Origin of the sequence: Pseudomonas sp. SK (assembly GCF_012975065.1) — a bacterium.
GTDB classification, from domain to species: Bacteria; Pseudomonadota; Gammaproteobacteria; order Pseudomonadales; family Pseudomonadaceae; genus Aquipseudomonas; species Aquipseudomonas anuradhapurensis.
The window spans coordinates 904,661-925,974 of sequence record NZ_CP051857.1 but is presented as its reverse complement, the minus strand read 5'-3'; the positions used below and the strand labels follow the sequence as shown (position 1 = coordinate 925,974).

General features: G+C 63.9%; 15 protein-coding genes and 2 pseudogenes. 4 read left to right on the top strand and 13 right to left on the bottom strand.

The features are described 5' to 3' along the window. Positions 1-110 precede the first annotated feature (110 nt). Positions 111-1,073, bottom strand: coding sequence for a thioredoxin-disulfide reductase (trxB, locus tag HG549_RS04235; protein WP_170028294.1), 963 nt, complete (start codon positions 1,071-1,073; stop codon positions 111-113). A gap of 331 nt (positions 1,074-1,404) precedes the next feature. Between trxB and cysZ the strand changes: the two genes are divergently transcribed. Further along, positions 1,405-2,133: a sulfate transporter CysZ gene (gene cysZ, locus HG549_RS04230; protein ID WP_170028293.1), complete on the top strand. Its 729-nt coding sequence runs from the start codon at positions 1,405-1,407 to the stop codon at positions 2,131-2,133. A gap of 162 nt (positions 2,134-2,295) precedes the next feature. On the opposite strand, the pseudogene HG549_RS26200 reads toward cysZ, so the two are convergent. Beyond that, positions 2,296-2,712, bottom strand: a pseudogene (locus HG549_RS26200) (methyl-accepting chemotaxis protein); the annotation flags it as partial. A gap of 171 nt (positions 2,713-2,883) precedes the next feature. Beyond that, positions 2,884-3,483 (bottom strand): annotated as a pseudogene (locus HG549_RS26195) (PAS domain-containing protein); the annotation flags it as partial. Between the two features lie 306 nt (positions 3,484-3,789). Here HG549_RS26195 and HG549_RS04220 point away from each other — a divergent pair. Further along, positions 3,790-4,977 carry a glycosyltransferase family 1 protein gene (locus HG549_RS04220; protein WP_170028291.1) on the top strand — a complete coding sequence of 396 codons (1,188 nt, stop codon included), beginning with the start codon at positions 3,790-3,792 and terminating at the stop codon, positions 4,975-4,977. A 125-nt stretch (positions 4,978-5,102) separates the two neighbouring features. Here HG549_RS04220 and HG549_RS04215 read toward each other — a convergent pair whose 3' ends face one another. Together HG549_RS04215 and HG549_RS04210 are read right to left on the bottom strand one after the other, a co-directional pair. Continuing rightward, positions 5,103-5,585, bottom strand: coding sequence for a glutathione peroxidase (locus HG549_RS04215; protein ID WP_170028290.1), 483 nt, complete (start codon positions 5,583-5,585; stop codon positions 5,103-5,105). A gap of 143 nt (positions 5,586-5,728) precedes the next feature. Further along, positions 5,729-6,214 carry a peptidylprolyl isomerase gene (locus HG549_RS04210; RefSeq protein ID WP_170028289.1) on the bottom strand — a complete coding sequence of 162 codons (486 nt, stop codon included), beginning with the start codon at positions 6,212-6,214 and terminating at the stop codon, positions 5,729-5,731. Here HG549_RS04210 and HG549_RS04205 point away from each other — a divergent pair. Together HG549_RS04205 and pta are read left to right on the top strand one after the other, a co-directional pair. Further along, complete coding sequence (locus HG549_RS04205; protein ID WP_170034040.1) at positions 6,213-6,515, top strand: DUF3565 domain-containing protein; 303 nt, start codon at positions 6,213-6,215, stop codon at positions 6,513-6,515. The genes HG549_RS04210 and HG549_RS04205 overlap by 2 nt on opposite strands. A gap of 31 nt (positions 6,516-6,546) precedes the next feature. Continuing rightward, on the top strand, positions 6,547-8,634 hold the full coding sequence (gene pta / locus HG549_RS04200) for a phosphate acetyltransferase (RefSeq protein ID WP_170028288.1): 2,088 nt from the start codon (positions 6,547-6,549) through the stop codon (positions 8,632-8,634). 108 nt (positions 8,635-8,742) lie between these two features. On the opposite strand, the gene HG549_RS04195 is transcribed toward pta, so the two are convergent. The 8 genes from HG549_RS04195 to HG549_RS04160 form a co-directional block, all read right to left on the bottom strand. Continuing rightward, on the bottom strand, positions 8,743-9,462 hold the full coding sequence (locus HG549_RS04195) for an OmpA family protein (RefSeq protein ID WP_170028287.1): 720 nt from the start codon (positions 9,460-9,462) through the stop codon (positions 8,743-8,745). Between the two features lie 108 nt (positions 9,463-9,570). Next, positions 9,571-10,215 carry an MBL fold metallo-hydrolase gene (locus HG549_RS04190; RefSeq protein WP_170034038.1) on the bottom strand — a complete coding sequence of 215 codons (645 nt, stop codon included), beginning with the start codon at positions 10,213-10,215 and terminating at the stop codon, positions 9,571-9,573. A gap of 72 nt (positions 10,216-10,287) precedes the next feature. Continuing rightward, a complete protein-coding gene (locus tag HG549_RS04185; protein WP_170028286.1) occupies positions 10,288-10,980 on the bottom strand; it encodes a sensor histidine kinase KdpD in 693 nt (230 codons plus the stop codon). Further along, complete coding sequence (locus HG549_RS04180) at positions 10,977-12,584, bottom strand: response regulator (RefSeq protein ID WP_170028285.1); 1,608 nt, start codon at positions 12,582-12,584, stop codon at positions 10,977-10,979. Before HG549_RS04180 ends, HG549_RS04185 begins: the two co-directional genes overlap by 4 nt. A 158-nt stretch (positions 12,585-12,742) precedes the next feature. After that, positions 12,743-15,454 (bottom strand): LuxR C-terminal-related transcriptional regulator, encoded by a 2,712-nt coding sequence (locus HG549_RS04175; protein ID WP_170028284.1) that lies wholly within the window; start codon positions 15,452-15,454, stop codon positions 12,743-12,745. Positions 15,455-15,773: 319 nt separating this feature from the next. Further along, on the bottom strand, positions 15,774-17,138 hold the full coding sequence (locus HG549_RS04170) for a DUF1329 domain-containing protein (protein ID WP_170028283.1): 1,365 nt from the start codon (positions 17,136-17,138) through the stop codon (positions 15,774-15,776). 25 nt (positions 17,139-17,163) lie between these two features. Continuing rightward, positions 17,164-19,035 carry a DUF1302 domain-containing protein gene (locus HG549_RS04165; RefSeq protein ID WP_170028282.1) on the bottom strand — a complete coding sequence of 624 codons (1,872 nt, stop codon included), beginning with the start codon at positions 19,033-19,035 and terminating at the stop codon, positions 17,164-17,166. 331 nt (positions 19,036-19,366) lie between these two features. Then, positions 19,367-21,049, bottom strand: coding sequence for a fatty acid--CoA ligase (locus tag HG549_RS04160; RefSeq protein WP_170028281.1), 1,683 nt, complete (start codon positions 21,047-21,049; stop codon positions 19,367-19,369). Positions 21,050-21,314 lie beyond the last annotated feature (265 nt).

Sequence of the window (21,314 nt, the reverse complement as noted above, 5' to 3'; positions counted from 1 at the left end):
GAAAAAACCGGCCTCTGGCCGGTTTTTTCATGCGACATCTGGGGCGTAGCCATTCTGTTGCAATGGCCTTGTGTCGCGATGGGCCGCAAAGCGGCCCTGGCATTCCCGGATCAGAACGAGGCGTTGGCCAGACCGTCCAGGTAACGCTCGACGTCCAGTGCCGCCATGCAACCGGCACCGGCCGAGGTGATGGCCTGACGGTAAACGTGGTCAGCCACGTCACCGGCGGCGAACACGCCCTCGACGTTGGTGGCGGTGGCGTTGCCTTCACGGCCACCGTTGACCACCAGGTAGCCGTCCTTCAGGGTCAGCTGGCCTTCGAACAGCGAGGTGTTCGGGGTGTGGCCGATGGCGATGAACACGCCGTCGACCTTGATTTCGTCGCTGCTGCCGTCGTTGTTCTTCAGGCGCGCACCGGTGACACCCATGTTGTCGCCCAGTACTTCATCAAGGGTGGCGTTGAGCTTGAGCTCGATCTTGCCTTCGGCGACACGAGCGTGCAGCTTGTCGACCAGGATCTTCTCGGCGCGGAAGGTATCGCGACGGTGCACCAGGGTAACCTTGCTGGCGATGTTGGCCAGGTACAGCGCCTCTTCAACGGCAGTGTTGCCGCCGCCGACCACGGCAACCGGCTTGTTGCGGTAGAAGAAGCCGTCGCAGGTGGCGCAGGCCGAGACACCTTTGCCCATGAACGCTTCTTCGGACGGCAGGCCGAGGTAGCGGGCGCTGGCACCCGTGGCGATGATCAGCGCATCGCAGGTGTACTTGCCACTGTCACCCTGCAGGGTGAAGGGCTTGTTGGCCAGGTCGACGGCATTGATGTGGTCGAAGACGATTTCGGTTTCGAAACGCTCGGCGTGCTCCTGCATGCGCTGCATCAGCGCCGGGCCGGTCAGGCCATGGGGGTCGCCCGGCCAGTTGTCGACTTCGGTGGTGGTGGTCAGCTGGCCGCCGGCCTGCATGCCGGTAATCAGCAGCGGCTTGAGGTTGGCGCGGGCGGCGTACACCGCGGCACTGTAACCGGCAGGGCCGGAACCGAGAATGATGACGCGCGAATGACGTACTTCAGACATGTCGAACTCCTGTCGAGCGGGCCGCACGGGCCGGCATCGTGTGCACCGGCTGCGCCAGCTGGAATTTAAAAGGGACCCACGCAGCACTTGGGGAAGGCTACAACGCGCAGGCCCGAAAAGCGGAAAGTTGAACGCACTGTAGCGAGGTGGCAAAGATTAAGGAAATATCCTTAGACAATCCACCTCATAGGCATCGCCTATCCATCGATTTGTTCGGATAGCCATGGGCTGGCGCTTTTGTTACACCCCGTTTCCCTGCCGCTGGCCGCCTTTCGTCGGCGCGGCAAACTCGGTAAGGTCAGCGCGTTTACCTTCTCTGCGGAGTCTCCCGATGCAAGCCCCTGTCCTGTCTGGCCCCCAGTACCTGCGCGAAGGCCTGAAACTGGTGCTGAGCCCCAACCTGCGGTTGTTCGTGCTGCTGCCGCTGGCGGTCAACCTGCTGCTGTTCGGTGGCCTGATCTACTTCGCCGGCCACCAGTTCAGCCTGTGGGTGGATGCCCTGATGCCCACCCTGCCGAGCTGGCTGAGCTTCCTCACCTACATCCTCTGGCCGCTGTTCGTCGCCCTGGTGGTGCTGATGGTGTTCTTCACCTTCACCCTGGTGGCCAACATCATTGCCGCACCGTTCAATGGCTTCCTGGCGGAAAAGGTCGAGGTGGTGCTGCGTGGCGAAGACACCTTCCCGGCCTTCAGCTGGGCCGAGCTGGTGGCCATGGTGCCACGTACCTTCAGCCGCGAAATGCGCAAGCTGGGCTACTTCCTGCCACGGGCCATCGGCCTGTTCATCCTGTCGCTGGTCCCGGTGGTCAACGTGGTGGCTGCGCCGCTGTGGCTGATCTTCGGGGTCTGGATGATGGCCATCCAGTACATCGACTACCCGGCAGACAACAACAAGATGAGCTGGCAGGACATGCTCGCCTGGCTGCGCCAGAAGCGCTGGCAGTCGCTGGGCTTTGGCGGCATCACCTACCTGGCGCTGATGATACCGCTGGTGAACGTGCTGATGATGCCGGCAGCGGTGGCCGGCGCCACGTTGTTCTGGGTGCGGGAGCGCAACTGACGCCAAGGCTGTACGCATTCCCGGCAGGAGCGGCCTTGTGTCGCGATAGGGCCGCACAGCGGCCCCAGTCGATTGTATGCCTCAGCGCTGCAATGCCGGGGCCGTGTTGCGGCCTGTCGCGATACCGCGCCGCTTCTACAGGAACCAGGTCCGGCTTGGGTTTCACTGCCCCAACCGGCTGGAAAACTGCCCCACCACATCCACTACGCGCTTCGCCCCGTCCTGGATCTCGACAATCACCTCGCCCGTCTCATCGGCCAGCGCCAGCCCCTGCTCGGCCTGGCGCTTGCTGGTGTCGATGATGGCCACCGCCGCCTGGGCCAGCTGCTCGTTCTGCTGCACCACCCGGGCGATTTCCTCGGTGGCGGTGCTGGTGCGCGAGGCCAGTTGCCGTACTTCATCAGCCACCACGGCAAAGCCACGGCCCTGCTCGCCAGCGCGGGCCGCTTCGATGGCCGCGTTGAGCGCCAGCAGGTTGGTCTGCCCGGCGATGTCGCTGATGGTCTTGATGATCGAGCCGATCACCCGCGACTGGGTGTCCAGCGCCTGGATGCCCTCGGCGGCTTCTTGCATCGAGGCTTCCAGCCCACGCATCACGCTGACCGTCTGGGTCACCACATCGGTCGCCTTGCGGGCACTGGCATCGGTGCCCAGCGAGGTGTTGAACGCCACGTCCGCCGCCTCGGCCACGGCCTGCTCCTGGTTCACCTGGTCGGTGATCACGGTGGCGAACTTGACCACCTTGTACAGTACGTCATGGGCGTCGAAGATCGGGTTGTACGAAGCCTCCAGCCAGACCACCCGGCCGTGGGCATCGATACGCTTGAAGCGGTCGGCAACGTATTCGCCACGGCGCAGCTTGTCCCAGAACGCCTGGTAGCCCGCCGAGTTGACCTCCTCCGGCTCGCAGAACATGCGGTGATGCTTGCCACGGATCTGTTCCAGGCGATAGCCGAGCGCGGACAAGAACCGATCATTGGCGGTGAGAATGGTGCCGTCGAGGGAAAATTCGATCACCGCAGTGGAACGCATCAATGCCTTGATCAGGCTCTCGTGCTCCCGAGAGGTCTCGATGGTACGCGTCAGGTCGCTGGAGTGCAGGGTGAAGTACTTGATGCGCCCCTGGCTGTCCTTGACCGGTTGCAGGATCGACCGCAGCCAGGCTTCCTGGCCATTGCCGCGCAGCAGACGGAAGGCGCCGTTCAGGTGCTCACCGCGGCTGATCGCACTTTTCATGCGCTGGTAGAAGTCCAGTGACTTCACGTGCGCAGGGACGATTTCCTCGATGTTGCGACCAAGCAGTTGTTCGGCACGGTAGAGCATCTCGCTCTCGAAGTTGCCGTTGACCATCTCGATCCGCCCCTGAGGGTCCAGTTGCAGTACCAGCATCTCGCTGTCGAGGCTGCTCTTGACCTGTTCGATGGACATCAGGTCTTCACGCAGTTGCCGGATTTCTTGCTTGAGCTTGTTGTTGAACATCACCGCTCTCCTGGAGCGCATCAGGTCGTCGAATGCTTCTGCATCGGCTGCCGGCCACAGCTTCTTGAGTGCCTTGCAAGGAAAATTTCACAAACCCGGAACGTCAGCGATCAGGCGTCATGCATCCGTCACAACGCCGTCACATCGGCGCAACTCAGGGGGCGGAAACTTTTTGTCATGAACACACCCGCGCTACGTATCACGCTGGTCAGCGAAACCTTCCCACCCGAAATCAATGGCGTGGCCAACACCCTTGGCCGGCTCAGCGAAGGCTTGTGCCAACGCGGCCACATGGTCGAGGTGGTGCGCCCGCGCCAGGCCGGTGAAGGGCCACTGCACAACGACCCGGCCTTGGTGCTGTGCCGTGGCTGGCCACTGCCCGGCTACCCGGGTTTGCAGTGGGGCGAGGTGTCGATGCACAAGCTGTTGCGTCGCTGGCGTCGGCAGCGCCCGGATGTGTTGTACATCGCCACCGAGGGGCCGCTGGGGCTCAGCGCCCTGCGCGCCGCGCGGCGCCTTGGGGTGGCCGTGGTCAGCGGTTTTCACACCAATTTCCCGCAGTATTCCGGCCAGTACGGGCTGGGCCTGCTGACGCGCTTGCTCACCCATTACCTGCGCTGGTTCCATCGGCGCACGGCCACCACCCTGGTACCCAGCCTCAGCCAGCGCCTGGAACTTGAACGCCGTGGTTTCGAACGCCTGGCACTGCTGGCAAGGGGGGTCGATGCCGGCCTGTTCAATCCGGCACGCCGCAGCCAGGCATTGCGCGACAGCTGGGGGCTTGGCCCGGACGATATCGCCGTACTGCACGTCGGCAGGCTGGCAGTGGAAAAGAACCTGAGCTTACTGCGCCCATGCCTTGATGCGTTGCACAAGGCTTATCCGCAAAAGCGCCTGCGCCTGATCGTGGTCGGTGATGGCCCGCAGCGCAGCACCCTCGCCCAGCAGTTGCCCGATGCCGTGTTCTGCGGCGCCCAGCGCGGCGAGGTGCTGGCCAAGCACTATGCCAGCGGTGACCTGTTCCTGTTCCCGAGCCTGACCGAGACCTTTGGCAATGTGGTGCTCGAAGCCATGGCTTCGGGGTTGGCGGTAGTCGCCTATGACGAGGCGGCCGCAGCGCAGCATATTCGCCACGGGCACAGCGGTGCACTGGCCATGCCGGGCGACCAGGCGGCATTTGTCGATGCCGCCTGCTGGCTGCTGGAAGAAGCGGAAACCTTGCGCCGGGTGCGCCTGAATGCACGGCAGCATGCCAGCCGCCAGGGCTGGCCGGCGATTGTCGAGCAGTTCGAGGGGTATCTCCATGCAGCCCGGAACCAGGCTGCGAGTGCAGCTTCGAGGCTGGGTTCCACGCGATCTGTGTAGGAGCGGCCTGGTGTCGCGACCGGGCTGCAGAGCAGCCCCTCGATAGTGTGGCAATGCTGATATCCGGTGCCACCTTGCGGCCCGGTCGCGACACAAGCCGCCCTGCATACATCGCGTCAGGCGCTTCAGGCCAAGGCTTTCTCGATTGCCTGCACCACCGCCGGATCATCCGGTGCCGTGCGCGGCGAAAAACGCGCCAGCACCCGCCCGTCCTTGCCGACAAGGAATTTCTCGAAGTTCCAGGTGATGTCACCGGGGAACTCGGCGCCCTCGCCCGCCAGCAGGCGATACAGCGAATGGCGATGTGGCCCGTTGACTTCCAGCTTGGCGCCCAGCGGGAAGCTCACCCCGTAATTGAGGCTGCAGAACTCCTGGATTTCCTTTTCACTGCCCGGCTCCTGGCCGGCAAACTGGTTGCACGGCAGGCCAAGCACATTGAAGCCCTTGTCCTTGTAGTCCTGGTAGAGGTTTTCCAAGGCCTTGTATTGTGGCGTCAGGCCGCACTTGGAAGCTACGTTGACCACCAGCACCACTTGGCCCTTGAAGGGGGCGAGAGGCAGCTCCCCGCCGTTCAGCGCGTCCAGTTTCAGGTCGTGAAATGCACTCATGATGAATCCCTCTCAGGTTGCCGGTTGCCGCGCAGGCGAATTCCACCCACTAAAAAGGCGCCCGGCCAAGCCGTCCACCTCCCGAAGGAAGGCAAGTCGGCTTGCCCGAGCGCCTGGCGACTTTCTGAGCTTAGCGCAGAAAATCAGTGGTGATGGCCACCTTCACCGTGGATGTGACGGTGAGCGATTTCTTCATCGCTGGCGTCACGCACGTTGACTACCTTGACCTGGAAGGTCAGGCGCTGGCCGGCCAGCGGGTGGTTGCCGTCGACAGTGATGTCGTCGCCGTCGATGTCGCGGATGGTGACGATCTGCATCTGGCCGTCCGGCGCCGAAGCGTGGAACTGCATGCCCACTTCCAGCTCGTCGACGCCTTCGAACAGGCTGCGGTTCAGGGTGCTGACCAGCTCGGCCAGGTATTCACCGTAGGCGTCTTCCGGCTCGACGGAAACGTTCAGCTCGTCACCGGCCTGCTTGCCTTCCAGGGCTTTTTCCAGGCCCGGGATGATGTTGCCGGCACCGTGCAGGTAAACCAGCGGCGCGCCACCGGCGGAGCTGTCGATGGTCTCCCCGGCGTCGTTGGTCAGGGTATAGTCGATGGAGACAGCCTTGTTGGCGGCGATCAGCATGGGGCAAGACCTTTTGCAAAAGAATGTAGAGCGGACAAGTGTAACCAAGCCATCGTCCGATTGCGACCGCACTGCGGATGAGCAGCGGCCCATCAGTCGGATCATCGGCTTTCACCAGGACGAACAAGGCCACTGGGTGGTCGAACTGTCCTGCGGCCATACCCAGCATCTGCGCCACCAGCCGCCGTGGCAGGCGCGCCCGTGGGTGCTGGACCCGGCCCAGCGCGCGCAGCGCATCGGCCAGCCTTTCGCTTGCGGCTGGTGCGCACAGGGGGCCGATAGCGCTACCCTTGGCCGCTAATTTCTTGCACCGCTTATTTCGAGAAGCACGCATGCAGACATTTTTCATTGCGCCGACCGACTTCGGTGTCGGCCTGACCTCCATCAGCCTGGGCCTGGTGCGCACCCTGGAGCGCGCCGGCCTGAAGGTCGGCTTCTTCAAGCCGATCGCCCAGCCGCACCCGGGCGACACCGGCCCCGAGCGCTCCACCGAACTGGTCGCCCGCACCCACGGCATCAAGCCCCCGGTACCGCTGAGCCTGGCCCACGTCGAGCGCATGCTCGGCGAAGGCCAGCTGGACGAACTGCTCGAAGAAATCATCCGCCTGTACCAGCAGGCCTGCATCGGCAACGACGTGGTGGTGGTCGAGGGCATGGTGCCTACCCGCCACGCCAGCTATGCGGCGCGGGTCAACCTGCACCTGGCCAAGAGCCTGGATGCCGAGGTGATCCTGGTCTCGGCGCCAGAAAACGAAGTGCTCAGCGAGCTGTCTGGCCGGGTCGAACTGCAGGCGCAGCTGTTCGGTGGCCCGCGCGACCCGAAAGTGCTCGGGGTGATCCTCAACAAAGTGCGCACCGACGAGAGCATGGCGGAATTCTCCGCCCGCCTGCGTGAGCACTCGCCGCTGCTGCGCGGCAATGACTTCCGCCTGCTCGGCTGCATCCCCTACCAGCCGGAACTGAACGCCCCGCGTACCCGCGACGTGGCCGAACTGCTCGGCGCCCAGGTGCTCAACGCCGGCGACTACGAGCAGCGGCGCATGAGCAAGATCATCATCTGCGCACGCACGGTGGCCAACACGGTGCCGCTGCTGACCTCGGGCACCCTGGTAGTCACCCCGGGCGACCGCGACGACATCATCCTCGCCGTCAGCCTCGCGGCGATCAACGGCGTACCGCTGGCCGGCCTGCTGCTGACCAGCGACAGCAAGCCTGACGCGCGCATCCTCGGCTTGTGCCGTGGCGCCCTGCAGGCCGGCCTGCCGATCCTGTCGGTCAGTACCGGCTCGTACGACACCGCCAACCAGCTCAACTCGCTGAACCGGGAAATCCCGGTGGACGACCGCGAGCGCGCCGAATTCATCACCGACTTCGTCGCCAGCCACCTCGACGCCGCCTGGTTGCACCAGCGTTGCGGTACCCCGCGCGAACTGCGCCTGTCGCCGGCGGTGTTCCGCTACCAGCTGATCCAGCGGGCGCAGCAGGCCAACAAGCGCATCGTCCTGCCGGAAGGCGCCGAGCCACTGCTGGTACAAGCTGCGGCCATCTGCCAGGCCCGTGGCATCGCCCGCTGCGTGCTGCTGGCCAAGCCCGAGGATGTCGACGCGGTGGCCCGCGCGCAGGGCATCACCCTGCCACCGGGCCTGGAAGTTCTTGACCCGGAACTGATTCGCGGGCGCTACGTGGAGCCGATGGTCGAGCTGCGCAAGAGCAAGAACCTCAACGCGCCAATGGCCGAGCAGCAGCTGGAAGACCCGGTAGTGATCGGAACCATGATGCTGGCGCTGGATGAAGTGGATGGCCTGGTATCGGGCCTGGTGCACTCGACCGCCAACACCATCCGCCCGGCCCTGCAGCTGATCAAGACTGCACCGGGCTCGAGCCTGGTGTCGTCGGTGTTCTTCATGTTGTTCCCCGAACAGGTGCTGGTATACGGCGATTGCGTGATGAACCCGCACCCGAGCGCTGCCGAACTGGCCGAAATCGCCCGGCAGAGCGCCGAATCGGCGCAGGCCTTCGGTATCGCGCCGCGGGTGGCGATGATCAGCTATTCAAGCGATTCGGCCAGCGATGAAGAAGTCGAGAAAGTGCGCGAAGCGACCCGCCTGGCGCAGGACGCGGCACACGAGCTGCTGATCGACGGGCCGTTGCAATATGACGCAGCGGCCAACCCGGCGATTGCCCGTGAACTGGCGCCGGGCAGCCCGGTGGCCGGGCGTGCCACGGTGTTCGTGTTCCCCGACCTGAATACTGGCAACACCACGCACAAGGCGGTGCAGCGCAGCACCGACGGGGTCAGCCTGGGGCCCATGCTGCAGGGGCTGCGCAAGCCAGTGAACGACTTGCCGCGTGGCGCCCAGGTGGACGATATCGTGCATACCATCGCCCTTACCGCCATTCAGGCCAGCGTGACGGGCTAGAAACCGGGGCTGCTTTGCAGCCATCACGACACAAGGCCGCTGCTGCAGGGGTTACCTGCAGCAGCGGCCTTGTGTCGTGATGGGCCGCAAAGCGGCCCCAAGGGTCAGTCAGGGATACTGCTGAACCTGGCCTTGCTGGTCATACTGCTGACCCGGAATCGGCTTCAGGTTCACCTCCACCCGACGGTTCTGCGCACGGCCATTGGCATCGGCGTTGCTGGCGATCGGCTGATCCGGGCCCATGCCACGTACCGAGATCCGCGAGGCGTCGACACCCTGCGAAGTCAGGTAGGTGCTGACTGCCTGCGCGCGACGCTGGGACAGGTCCATGTTGTGCTGGCGGCTGCCGGTGCTGTCGGTGAAGCCGACCACCTCGATGGTGTTCTGGTTGAACTGCTTGAACGAGTTGGCCAGGTTGTTCAGCGGCGAATAGAAGCTTGGCGCGATATTCGCGGAGTCGGTGGCGAAGGTGATGTTGCCCGGCATGATCAGCTTGATCTGGTCACCCTGGCGCTGCACTTCCACGCCGGTGTTGGCCATTTGCGCGCGCAGCTCGGCTTCCTGCTTGTCGGCGTAGTAGCCATAACCGGCGGCGGCGGCCCCCACGGCGGCGGCGCCGATCAGCGCACCCTTGCCGCGGTTGTTGTGGTCGATGGCGGCACCGGCAATAGCGCCGGCCAGCGCGCCCAGGCCACCGTACTTGGCGGTCTTGCTCATCCCTGTGGAGCCCTGCGCCTGACCCTGGCTGTCATACGGGTTCTGGCCGGCACAGCCGGTCATCAGGGCAGCGGCGGTTGCGACGATAATCAGACGACGCATGGTGAACATGGACAAGCTCCTACTGAATTCATGAATGCGAGAGATCGCAAACGGATCTATGCCAGCCTTGGATTGCGCAGGCAACGAAAAATTCCGTGAAAGTGCCTTCATGTGCCATCAGGCCCGCACGAAGGGGTTTTCGCGCATCTCGTCACCCAGCCGGGTATCAGGCCCATGGCCGGTCACCACGATGGCCTCTTCATCCAGCCGGTACAGCCGCTCCCTGATAGAACGCACGATAGCCCGCTGGTCGCCGCCCCACAAATCGGTGCGGCCAATACCGCGACGGAACAAGGTGTCGCCGGCGATCAGCAGCTTGGCATCGGCAAACCAGAAACTCATCGAGCCCGGCGTGTGGCCTGGGGTATGCAGGGCCACGCCGTAGCCGCAGGCCAGCTCTTCGTCGTCATTCAGCCAGCGGTCTGGCGCGGGTACCGGGGTATACGGCACGCCGAACATCTGGCACTGCATCTCCAGGTTGTCCCACAACGCCTGGTCGTCCTTGTGCAGGTGCAGGGTGGCACCGGTCAGCGCCTTGAGCTTGCCAGAGGCCAGGAAGTGATCGAAGTGCGCGTGGGTATGGATGATGCTCACCAGCGTCAGGCCATGGGCCTGCAGGCGGGCCAGGATCTTCTCCGGGTCACCGCCCGGGTCGACGACGATGGCCTTCTTGCTCAGCGGGTCGCCAATCAGGGTGCAATTGCATTGCAAGGGGCCTACGGGGAAGGTTTCGCGAATAAGCGCTGGCGATGGACTATGCATGGGGGAATACGGCAGCTGGTTGATCGGAAGAGTTTGCATGCGTGCCCGTCCGAAATGCAAACCCTGCCAGTTTCAAGGCAAGAACAGTTTGAACAGCCCGCCGCCGAGCGCCCCGCCATTGGCGATCTCGATGCGCCCGCGCACCCCGCCGCTTTCATGTAACGCCGCGATGCGTGCGGCAAAGTAAAGGCCAAGGCCGGTACTGCCGCTGGTCGAATCGATGCCCTGGATGAATTCTTCCTGGCGTTCGAGCATGCGCTGTGGATAACCTGGCCCGTCATCGTTGACGCAGATGGCCAGCTGGTTGTCGGCTTCCTCGATGGTGATCAGCAAGGCATGCGCGGCAAAGCGAGTGGCGTTGGTGATGACGTTGGCGACCACCGAGGCCACCAGCTCGCGGTCGAAGAAGCCCAGTGGGTTGTCGGTGTCGACGCGCCAGGTGGCGAGGATGTCCTTGTGCCTGAGCACTTCCTCGTGGGCGGCCAATTGGGCTTCGATGAAGTCGTCCAGCTCGTGGTAGTCCGGGCACACCGGCAGCTGGTTGACGCCTAGTTTGTACAACCCCAACAGCTGCACCAGCATGCCGTTGAGGTGGCGAAACTCATGTTCCATCACCCCCTGCTCGGTACCACCGCGCAGTTCTTCGGGCAAGCGCTCCATCCACTGGTTGTGGGCCTGGATCAGCGCCGACAGGGAATTCTTCAGGTCATGCACGGTGGAGGCGATCACCGTGGAAAAATCCAGCCCTTGATTGTCTTGATTCATGCGCCGAACACCCGAATGTGCAATTTGCGGTAACGGTCGTAACGGTTGTCGCTGGCGGGGATGCCGGCCACGCTGGTCAGTGCGTCGCGGCATTCCTGCATGATCGCTGGCTGGGGGTTCTCACCGCCGATGCGCAGCAGCGCCTGGGCGGTGTTCAGGGCGATACTGATGTTTTTCGGCTGCAAGCCCAACGCCTTGCGGAACAGCTGCAACGCCTCGCCAAGCTGCCCCTCCTGGTAACTGCGCACGCCTTGGCGATTGAGGCTGACGGCTTCGGTAATGGCATTGAGCACGCCCGGGTCGCTGGTCAGCTTGCCCACCTTTTCCATGACCTTGGGGTCATCGCCGTAGCTTTCCACACAGCCCTTCAGCACACCGGCGGCGGCGGCTTCCTGGCCCATGGCCTGCAACTGTGCGGCGACGGTCAGGGCCGAATCGACCGAGAAGAACTGGTTCATCTTGTCCAGGCGCTGGATAGCCTGCTCGGTCAGTTTGGCTGCGGTTTCCGGGTCGCCGGCCTGCTGCAGGCTGGCGGCCTTCATCATGCGCGCGCGCACCTGCAACCCCTGGTCCTCGGGGTTGTCCTTGGCCACCTCGCTGAGCGTGGCGTTGATCTCGACCCGGGTGCGTGCATCCAGGCCAAAACCGGAATTCTTGTTCATCAGCGACTGCACCAGGCCAAGGTTGTTCTCGGGGTCCTTGTAGCGCGAGCTCTGGCCCTGGTTCACCGCATGGCGAAACGCCTTCGAGGCGCTCTCGAAGTCGTCGTTTTCCAATGCCAGCTTGCCCAGCGTCGACTGCCGGCGCACCGACAACGGTGACAGCCGCACGGCTTCTTCGAGCATGCTCTGCGCACGCCTGGTTTCGCCCTGGGCCACCAGCACCTCGGCCATGCCATCGTACAGGCTTGGCATGATCGGGAAGGCCTTGAGCGCCTGCTCGTACACCCCCTGGGCCTGGGCATTCTGGCCACGCTTGTGCATCAGGCTGCCCAGGGCCGCGTACACCCACGGCTGCGGGCGGCTGGCGAGAATGGCCTTGAGGAATTTCTCCAGTTCCTCGAAGCGATTGAGATTGCGCAGGGCATCGGCCCGATAGCGCAGGCACAGCGGCGCCAGGCGCGGGTCGCGCTTGCACAGCTCGGCGCAGGCAGCCAGCACTTCGGCCGGGCGATCGCGGTCCAGGGCCTGCAGGATCGGCTTCAGCAGGTTCTTGCGCTGGTACAGCTTCTCGACGCGCTGGGCCAGGCCAACCCGGTTGAACGGCTTGGTCAGGTAGGCATCGGGCTCGTGCTCGATGGCGCTGAGGACAATGGCCTGGCTGCTCTCGGCCGTGACCATGATGAATATGCACTCATGGCTGATGTGCTTGTCGAGGATCAGGTCTTCGAGCACCTGCTGGCCATTCTTCTTGCCGTCGCCCAGGTGGAAGTCCTGCAGGATCACGTCATAACGCTTCTGCGCGCACATGCGCAGCGCCTGCTCGCCGCTGTCGGCGGTGTCCACGTCACGCACACCCAGCTCGCGCAGCATGGACCGGGTCGACGTGCGAAAGTCGGTAAAGTCGTCGACGATCAGAAAGCTCTTTTGCCCGTACTGCAGCATCAACACGGCCTGCCTTGGAATAATTGAAAAATCGCGCGAAGCGATGCCACCGCTAGCTGTATCGGCAGCGGGTCGGGAAAGATGAGGGTAGCTCGTTGGCGGCCAGCAGCCCTGGCCTCGGTCATGACGCTAGCGGGCAATGCCCTGCGCAGCCAGCTTCAGGCCAGCAGCCCCAGGGTTTTGGCCTTGGCCACCGCCTGGGTACGCCGCTCTACCCCCAGCTTGCTGTTGATATGGCTGGCGTGGGTTTTTACCGTGTGCAGGGAAATGAACAGCCGCTCGCTAATCTGCTGGTTGGAACAGCCTTGGGCAATCAGCTCCAGCACCGCCAGCTCACGGCCGCTCAGCGCTTCGCCGCTGCCGCTGCAGGGCATCTGCGGCAGGCGCTTGAGCAGCTCGGCCTGCACCGGGCAAGCGGCGCTTGCCTGCAAGTGCTCGTGAAGCCACTGCGGGTGCTGCTCCAGCAACGGCTGAAACGGTTGCAGCACGCCGCCACGGGCAGCTTCCAGCAGCCTGGGCAGCAACTGGGCGGCCTGCCCTTCCCGGCCTTCGCCCAACAACAAGGCAAGCCACTGGCACAGGGCGTTGACGGCCAGCAGCATGCCGCCACTGGCCTGGCCGCGCTCGACCAGGCCGGCCAGGCGTTGCTCCGCAGCGTCGCCACGCGACTGGGTGCGTTCCAGCAGCGCCTGTTGCAAGGCGATGTGCAGCGGCAGCAACGGGTGGAATTCCGGCGCCGCCGCCGGGTGTTCGCCGCCATAGGTCTGGCCCAGGCGCAGCAGCCAGGATTCGGCCAGGTCCATGCGCCCCTGGGCCAGCCACAACTCGCATTTGACCAGGGTGATCATGGCCAGGTAGTAGACCGGCGGGACGTCCCAGATGTGCATCAGCCGCTCGGCCTCGGCCAGTTCGGCAAAGGCCTCGGCAAAATGCCCTTCGCGGCCATCCAGGGTGGCAATCACGCAGTGGCCGATGAGCACGCTGATGTCACGGCACGCCCGTGCCTCGCCCAGCCCCGCACGCAAGCGGGCACGGCCCTGGGCCGGTTGCAGGCGCGAGACCAGCAGGTAGCCTTCGTACAAGGTCAGGCGCGCGCGCACGGCATACAGGCGCTGCGCCGAGAGCCCTTGCAGGCGTTGCAGCCCCTGGCGCACTTCGTCCAGTGCCCGCAGCACCTCGCCACGCGCGTGCAAAACGCGTGCGCGGTCGTAATGGGCCAGGGCCTCGAACAACGGGTTGCCGACCCGCTGCGCCAGCTCCAGGGCCTCGCGGTTCCAGCCCCGCGCGCGCCAGAAGTCGCCATCGGCAATCGCCAGGTTGGACAATGTCGACAGGCACACCAGGCGCTGGCCATAACGCTTGTTCGGTAGGCTTTGCAGCGCTTCACTGCAATAGGCCAGGGTGCGTTCGCGGTCGCCACGGCCACGGGCGATCACACCGCTGAGCGCCAGCCACTGCGCCAGCATGGACTTTTGCGCGGTCGCCGAAGGCGCCGGCAGGAAGCGGCTGAGGTAGCCTGCCAGCTCCTCGGCCGCGTCCAGTTGGCAGGCCAGGCCCAACGCCCAGCTGTACAGCACGATCAGCCGCGGCGTGCTGATCAGCAGGCTGTCGGGCAGGTCCATCTTCCAGCGCAGCAACATGCCGACGTTCTGTTCGGCCAGCAATTGTTCCTCGGACAAGCTCTGCACCAGGTTGGCGGCGACATCCAGGTGGCCGGCACGCAGGGCTTGTTCCACCGCCTCGTCCAGCAGGCCCTGGCTTTCGAACCAGCGGCAGGCGCGCAACTGCAGCGCTGCCAGCGGCTGGCTGGCCTGGCGGCTGCGCAACAGGTCGGAGAACAGGTGGTGGTAGCGAAACCAGTGGCCATGCTCGTCCAGCGGTACCAGGAACACCTGGTGCGCCTGCAGGAAGCGCAGGATCGCGGCACTGTCGTGGCGACCACGCACGGCATCGCACAACGGGGCGCAGAAGCGTTCCTGGCAGGCGGTGTCGTAGAGGAAGGCCTGCACGTCGGCCGGTAGCCTGTCGATGACTTCTTCCAGCAGGTAATCGCGGATCAAGCCTTCGCCGCCATGCAAAGCCTGGGGCAAGGCCTGCTCGTCAGCGGACTCGCTGGCCGCCAGCTGCCAGAAGCGCAACCCGGCCACCCAGCCGTCGCTGCGCTGGATCAGGTTGTCCAGCGCCTGGCCACGCAGGCCGGTGGGTTGGCGGCCGATCACCGCCAGTGACTCTTCGGCGGTCAGCCGCAGGTCCTGCTCATTGAGTTCGACCAGCTGACGCGACAGGCGCAGGCGCGCCAGGTGCCAGTCCGGGCGCTGGCGGCTGGTGACCAGCAGCACCAGGCCGGGCGGCAGGTGATTGAGAAAGAACTGCAGGCAACGGTCGAGCACCGGCCCTTGGGCCAGGTGATAGTCATCCAGCACCAGCAACAGCGGCGTATCGGTTTGCAGGTACTGCGCCAGCTCGTCGAGCAGGCCATCGAGCCATTCCTCGAAGGCGAACGGCTGGTGGCGCTGGCGCATTTTCAGCAGGCCCATGGCCTGGCCGCCCAGCGCCGGGCAATACTGCTGCAGGCCTTCGAGCAGGCGCTCGAGGAAGCGGCCAGGGTCGGCATCGCGCTGGCTCAGGCCCAGCCACAGGCTGCGCCAGTGTTCGGGTAGCGCTTCGCAAAATTCGATGGCCAGCGAGCTTTTGCCGAACCCCGCGGGGGCGTTGACCAGCAGCAGCCGCCCGCCGAGGCCGGCCTGCAGCCGCTGGCACAGGCGCAGGCGCGGGACATGGCCGTCCGGCAAGGGCGGCCGGAAGAAACGCCCGTCCAGCAGGCCCAGGGCCTGGCTGGTGAATCCATGCGTACGGGACAGATCTGTCATGGCCGGCTCGTTCTGGTTGGAAGACTACGGCGATATGGATGCCTGCGAGACTAGCGGGTAACGCTGCGTATTTGAAGATGATGGGCGCCACCGGGCCGGAAAAGACTACGACAAAAAGCAACAAGGCTGATGGACAGGAGCTGGAGCGGGGGTTTGGAGAGATATTCAGCAGGTTTATCGGCTGTTCCGGGCGCTTCGCGGGTAAACCCGCTGCCACCTGAACTGCGCTATCCCGGTAGCAGCGGGCTTACCCGCGAAGCGCCCGGAACAGGCAAATGGAAACGCCCCGGCAAGCCGGGGCGTTCTGGGGCTGCACAACCTAGCGAATGCCCGACTGGCGCAGTGCCGCAGGCTGGAAATCCGCCTTGCTGGCGCTGAAGCCGAAGTCGTAGGCGCGCTTCTCTTCGTTCTTCATGCCCAGGGCCAGGTAACGGCCCGACTGCAGGTCGTAGATCGCCTCCAGGGTGTACCACGGCACTTCCACGTTGTAGTACGGCTGGGCATGTGCCTCGGACACCCGCCACAGCTGGCCACGGCCGTCATACTGGTCGATCACCGCTGCCTGCCAGGTGTCTTCGTCGATGTAGAAATCACGCTTGGCGTAGATGTGCCGCTGGCCCGGCTTCAAGGTGGCGACCACGTGCCACACACGGCGCAACTCGTAACGGGTCAGGTCCTGGTTGATGTGGCCGGCCTTGATGATGTCGGTGTACTTGAGCTTGGGGTCGTCGAGCTTGAAGGCGTTGGAAGCGATGTACAGCTCCTTCTTGCCTTCGAGCTTCCAGTCATAGCGGTCCGGGGCGCCGTTGAACATGTCCAGGTTGTCCGAGGTGCGCAGGCCGTCGGCGGCGGTACCCGGGCCGTCATACGACACTTGCGGGGCCTGGCGCACGCGGCGCTGGCCAGCGTTGTAGATCCACGCCTTGCGCGGTTCCTTCACCTGGTCGAGGGTTTCGTGTACCAGCAGCACGGTACCGGCCAGGCGCGCAGGCGCGGTCACTTCCTGCTTGAAGTAGAACAGGATGTTGCCCGGGTTGTTCGGGTCGTAGTCCTTCATCTTGTCGCGGAAGACGAACTGGTCGGAAAAGTACACAGGGTTGAAAGACCCGTTCTGCTGCGGCGTGGCCTGGGTCACCAGGCGGCTGACGCTGCCGCCGCGGTAGCGGGTGATATGGTTCCAGATCACTTCCAGGCCGCTTTTCGGGACCGGGAACGGCACGGCGGTGCGGAAGTTGCTCAGGCCGTTGCCGCCTTCGACCAGGGTGGTCTTGGTGGCGTTTTCCTTGATGGCGGCGAACACGTCGGCCGGTACCGTGGCACCGCGATGGGTCTTGTATACCGGAAGCTTGAAGGTGTCCGGGTAGCGCTTGAGCATGGCCAGCTGGCCCGGCGACAGCTTGTCCTTGTACTGCTCGGCATTCTGCGCGGTGATGGTGAACAGCGGTTTTTCACTGCCGTACGGGTCGGACAGGAAGCCCTTGCCGTCGGCGCTGCCGGCGCTCTTCGCCAGCGGCTCCCATGGGCCGATCGAGCCATCGGCGTTACCGGCCTTTTCGGCCCCCATCGGGGTCAGGGTACTGCCCAGCTTGGCTGCCTCGTCGGCGGATACCGCAGCCATGACGCTGGTGGCCAGCAGGGACAGGCCCAGTACACCGGCCTGCAGCAGACTTCTGGTCTTGTTCATGTCGTGTCGTCCTGGATCTGTGTGCTTAGAAGTTCACACCGAAGCTGAGCGCGACGAAGTCACGGTCATCCACGGTGGTGTACTCGCCATCGAAGAAGTTGGTGTACGACAGGCTTGCCGTGTAGGTGTTCTGGTACTCGGCGTCGAGGCCCAGGCTGACCGCCTTGCGGCCTTCCTCGAAGTTGGCGCCCGGGCCCGGCGAGTAGCCATCGACGTCGTGCGACCAGGCTACGCTCGGCTTGAGGTTCACCCCAGCGAATACATCGTTGTAGTCCCAGATGGCTCGGGCCCGGTATCCCCAGGAGGTGCTGGTGGTGAAACCATCACTGTTGCAGTTGCGCGACAGATTGGCAGTGGAACTCCCCAGGCCGGAACCGCCGATGGTAGTACCATTGAGCGCTGTACACATGCCGCCAGGCAGTTCCCCAGGCCCATATACCGGGTCGCGGCCATAACGTGCCTTGCTGGTGCTCTCCAGCCCCCCGACATGGGTTACGCCGACTTCGCCTACCAACGTCAGACGGCTCGCGCCCATGACCTGGTCGAAGAAGTGGGTGAAGGTTGTCTGGAATTGGGTAACTTCCTTGCGACGATAGCCGTGCAGGTCCTGCCCTGCTGTACCTTGCAAAACGGAGGCATCTCCGTAACCGGGCAGCGGCGTCACACCAGCAAACAGGATGTCGGTGGTGTTGAGTTGCACAGGTGCGTTGGGGCGGTAGCTGAGTTCGCCGCTCCACGCAGTACCGGTCGGTAGCGTGGTGGAGAAGCTCAAGCCATAGAGGCGAATGTCTTCTGGATATTCGACGAAATACTGCGAATTACCCGCCACGATAAGGGGACGCAATGCGGCTGGCAGCGCAGCGACGCGATCGAACACAGCCTTTGAAGCGCCGGTGGCACTGAAGATCGGTGCGCGGCTGTGATAGTTCATGAAGTAGGCACCGAACTCGGTGTCCAGCGGCTCGAACATATAGCGGAACGCGAAGCCGAACTGGCCACTGTCGCGCGCATCACGGTCTGCGCCACGGCGCACCAGCACGCCCTCATCGTTGTAATCGACACCACTGGACGCGAGCAAGCCCTGGACGAGAGGTGGCTGCTGGCCTAGGACACGGCCGCTGGCCAGCACGCGCAGGTTGTCGGTACAGCCGTCGGCAATGATGTCCGGCTGGGAGAAGAAGGTGCCGCAGTTGTCGACGACCGTCTGGTCCCACTCGATCTGGTAGAAGGCCTCGGCCGACAGGTTGTCGGTCAGGCTCTGCGAAACGTAGAACATGTTGACCGGAATCAGGCCTTCCTTGATCTCGGCCCCCGGGCGGCGGAACGCCGACACGTCGATCGGGTTGATCGAGTTGATGCCGCCACCGATGAAGGTACTTTCACCCCAGCTCACCACCTGCTTGCCCAGGCGTACCGAGCCTGGCTGATCGCCGATGGAATAGTTGTGGTAGACGAAGGCATCGAGCAGCTCGGCGCCGGACGACTTGGCCCCCTCCTTGCGGTTGGAGTCGCTGATGTCCTTGAATTCGCGGCCTTCGTCTTTCAGTTCGAAGTCGTACCAGTACTTGCCCCGCACGAATACGCCAGTGTCGCCGTACTTGAGCTCCAGGTCATGGATGCCCTTGAAGATCTTGGAGAAGGTTTCGCCCTTCTTGAAGTTCAGGTGGCCATCGTCCGATGTCTGCGACAGGCCCTTGCCGCCGTTGTTCACCCCGATCAGGTTCTTGTTGGGGTTGGCCGTCGACCAGCTGGCGCCGATGGAGAGCGACGAGTCGAACTGGCCTTCGATTTCACCAATGTTGAAACTGACAGCGAAAGCAGGACTTGCGAGCGTGGAAGCAAGGCTGACGGCCAAGGGCAACTTGGCCCGGCGCCAGAACGGGTTTGCAGATTTCATCGACGCTACTCCATGTACTTTTTTTGTTATGGCAGTGAGTCCTTTCAAGAACGGCCCGAGCGACCGGTTTGCAGGCTTGCGCCCGCGACGACATGGCTTGCGCATGTCGCCACCCCCATTCCTGAAAATCCCCTGGCCCCGACTATAGCCAGCAAGGCACAGGCGCTTGATCCCTCTAAAGTGTGATTTGCGCTCCGTGCTGCCAACGCGCTGCCGTGTGCTGTCGGTGGCGCGCTGACAGTGCTAAAGGATGGCGTATTTTTGCCGTTTGGCAAGGTTGGAGCGCTCTAGAATGCGGGTCGCATGCTGTGCAAGGCGACCCGCAGGGCGGTTACAGGGTGGAAAGGAAGGCGCTGTTGCTGGCCTGCCACTGGACGATGTCCTGGCGGATGCGTTTCTTGTCGAGCTTGCCGACGCTGGTCTTGGGAATTTCAGTAACAATGGCGATCTGGCTTGGAATCGCCCATTTGTTGATATGCCCTTGCTCGACAAAGGGCTTGAGGTGCTCCTTGAGTGCCTTGGCGTCGATGGCCTGGCCTTCGCGCACCACCAGCAGGGCAAACGGGCGCTCGCCCCATTGCGGGTCGGCCACCCCCACCACGGCCACTTCGCGCACCGCCGGGTGGCGGCTGACCAGGTCCTCCAGATCAAGCGAGGAAATCCACTCGCCACCGGTCTTGATCACATCCTTGATGCGGTCGCGGATATCGATGTAGCCCATGCCGTCCAGGGTGGCGACATCACCGGTGTGCAGCCAGCCCCCCTGCCACAGCTCCTCGCTCTTCTCCGGCTCCTTGAAATAGCCCAGGGTCAGCCAAGGTGCACGCAACACCAGCTCGCCCTGGGTTTCGCCGTCGGCAGGCAGGAAGTTGCCGTCACCATCGACGATCGCCGCTTCCACCAACGGTACCGGCACGCCGGCCTTGATGCGGTAGGTGACGCGCTCATCGTCGCTGCCGGCCTGCAGCTCGTCGTTCAGGTGGGCGGCGGAAATCAGCGGGCAGGTTTCCGACATGCCATACGCCGCAGTCAGCTGGATGCCGCGCGCCAGGGCGGCCTGGTACAGCGAACGGTTGAGCGCGCTGCCGCCGATGATGATCTTCCAGCCGCCAAAACTCTGCCCTTGGGCGGTCGGGCAGTTGAGCAGCATCTGCAGGATGGTCGGCACGCAATGGGAGAACGTGACCTTTTCCTCGCGCCACAGCTTGACCAGCATCTCCGGCTCGTAGCGCCCCGGGTACACCTGCTTCATGCCGAGCATGGTGGCAACGTAGGGGATGCCCCAGGCGTGCACGTGGAACATCGGGGTGATCGGCATGTACACGTCGTCGCTGCCCATCAACCGCACGCTGTCGATGCTGCCGGTCACCGAAGCTTCGGCCAGGGTATGCAGCACCAGTTGCCGGTGAGTGAAGTACACACCCTTGGGGTTACCGGTGGTGCCGGTGGTGTAGAAGGTGGTGGCCACCGAATCTTCGTCGAAATCGGGGAAGGCGTAGTGCGGGCTGGCGGCGGCCAGCAGTTGCTCGTATTCGCCGACCAGCCCGGGCAGCTCGGCGGTCTTGTCCGGGCCATCGGTCAGCAGCAGGGTTTTGTCGACAGTGGTCAATTGCCCGGCAATGGCCTGGTACAGGCCGACGAAGTCGCTGTTGACCAGCACCACGCGGTCTTCGGCGTGGTTCATGGTGTAGAGGATCTGCTCGGGCGACAGGCGCACGTTGATGGTGTGCACCACCGCACCGATCATCGGGATGGCGAACATGCATTCCAGGTAGCGGTGGCTGTCCCAGTCCATCACGGCCACGGTGTCACCCGCCTTCACGCCCGCCTCGGTCAGCACGTTGGCCAGGCGCGCAATGCGCTCGTTGAGCTGTGGATAGGTCAGCCGCAACTGGTCGCGGTAGACGATTTCACGGGTCTTTTCATAGCGGCTGCCAGACATCAGCAGGCGTTTGATCAGCAGCGGGTAGGCGTAGGCGCCCTCGGCGGGCTTGATGATGCGGGTCTGCAACATGGGTATCCCTTTCTGGAAAAGGCGGGCCGGACAACTCTGGCAACTACTGTAGTCCGCCAATGTGACGGCCAAATCAGCCGAAGGAATGATTTGCGTGCCAAAGGTATGAGTGGAGACGTTGACGACTGACAAGGTTGAGCTAGACACTGCGGCGGCAGCTTCAGGCCGTGTGGTGAAGCTGAGGGCCTCTTCGCGGGCAAGCCCGCTCCCACAACAACACCACTGGTTTCCAGCATGGTGCACACCAGTGGCAGCGGGCTTGCCC

Coding starts and splice junctions, on each gene's coding strand:
- trxB (WP_170028294.1), bottom strand. CDS start 1,073: ATGTCTGAAGTACGTCATTCGCGCGTCATCATTCTCGGTTCCGGCCCT.
- cysZ (WP_170028293.1), top strand. CDS start 1,405: ATGCAAGCCCCTGTCCTGTCTGGCCCCCAGTACCTGCGCGAAGGCCTG.
- HG549_RS04220 (WP_170028291.1), top strand. CDS start 3,790: ATGAACACACCCGCGCTACGTATCACGCTGGTCAGCGAAACCTTCCCA.
- HG549_RS04215 (WP_170028290.1), bottom strand. CDS start 5,585: ATGAGTGCATTTCACGACCTGAAACTGGACGCGCTGAACGGCGGGGAG.
- HG549_RS04205 (WP_170034040.1), top strand. CDS start 6,213: ATGGGGCAAGACCTTTTGCAAAAGAATGTAGAGCGGACAAGTGTAACC.
- HG549_RS04210 (WP_170028289.1), bottom strand. CDS start 6,214: ATGCTGATCGCCGCCAACAAGGCTGTCTCCATCGACTATACCCTGACC.
- pta (WP_170028288.1), top strand. CDS start 6,547: ATGCAGACATTTTTCATTGCGCCGACCGACTTCGGTGTCGGCCTGACC.
- HG549_RS04195 (WP_170028287.1), bottom strand. CDS start 9,462: ATGTTCACCATGCGTCGTCTGATTATCGTCGCAACCGCCGCTGCCCTG.
- HG549_RS04190 (WP_170034038.1), bottom strand. CDS start 10,215: ATGCATAGTCCATCGCCAGCGCTTATTCGCGAAACCTTCCCCGTAGGC.
- HG549_RS04185 (WP_170028286.1), bottom strand. CDS start 10,980: ATGAATCAAGACAATCAAGGGCTGGATTTTTCCACGGTGATCGCCTCC.
- HG549_RS04180 (WP_170028285.1), bottom strand. CDS start 12,584: ATGCTGCAGTACGGGCAAAAGAGCTTTCTGATCGTCGACGACTTTACC.
- HG549_RS04175 (WP_170028284.1), bottom strand. CDS start 15,454: ATGACAGATCTGTCCCGTACGCATGGATTCACCAGCCAGGCCCTGGGC.
- HG549_RS04170 (WP_170028283.1), bottom strand. CDS start 17,138: ATGAACAAGACCAGAAGTCTGCTGCAGGCCGGTGTACTGGGCCTGTCC.
- HG549_RS04165 (WP_170028282.1), bottom strand. CDS start 19,035: ATGAAATCTGCAAACCCGTTCTGGCGCCGGGCCAAGTTGCCCTTGGCC.
- HG549_RS04160 (WP_170028281.1), bottom strand. CDS start 21,049: ATGTTGCAGACCCGCATCATCAAGCCCGCCGAGGGCGCCTACGCCTAC.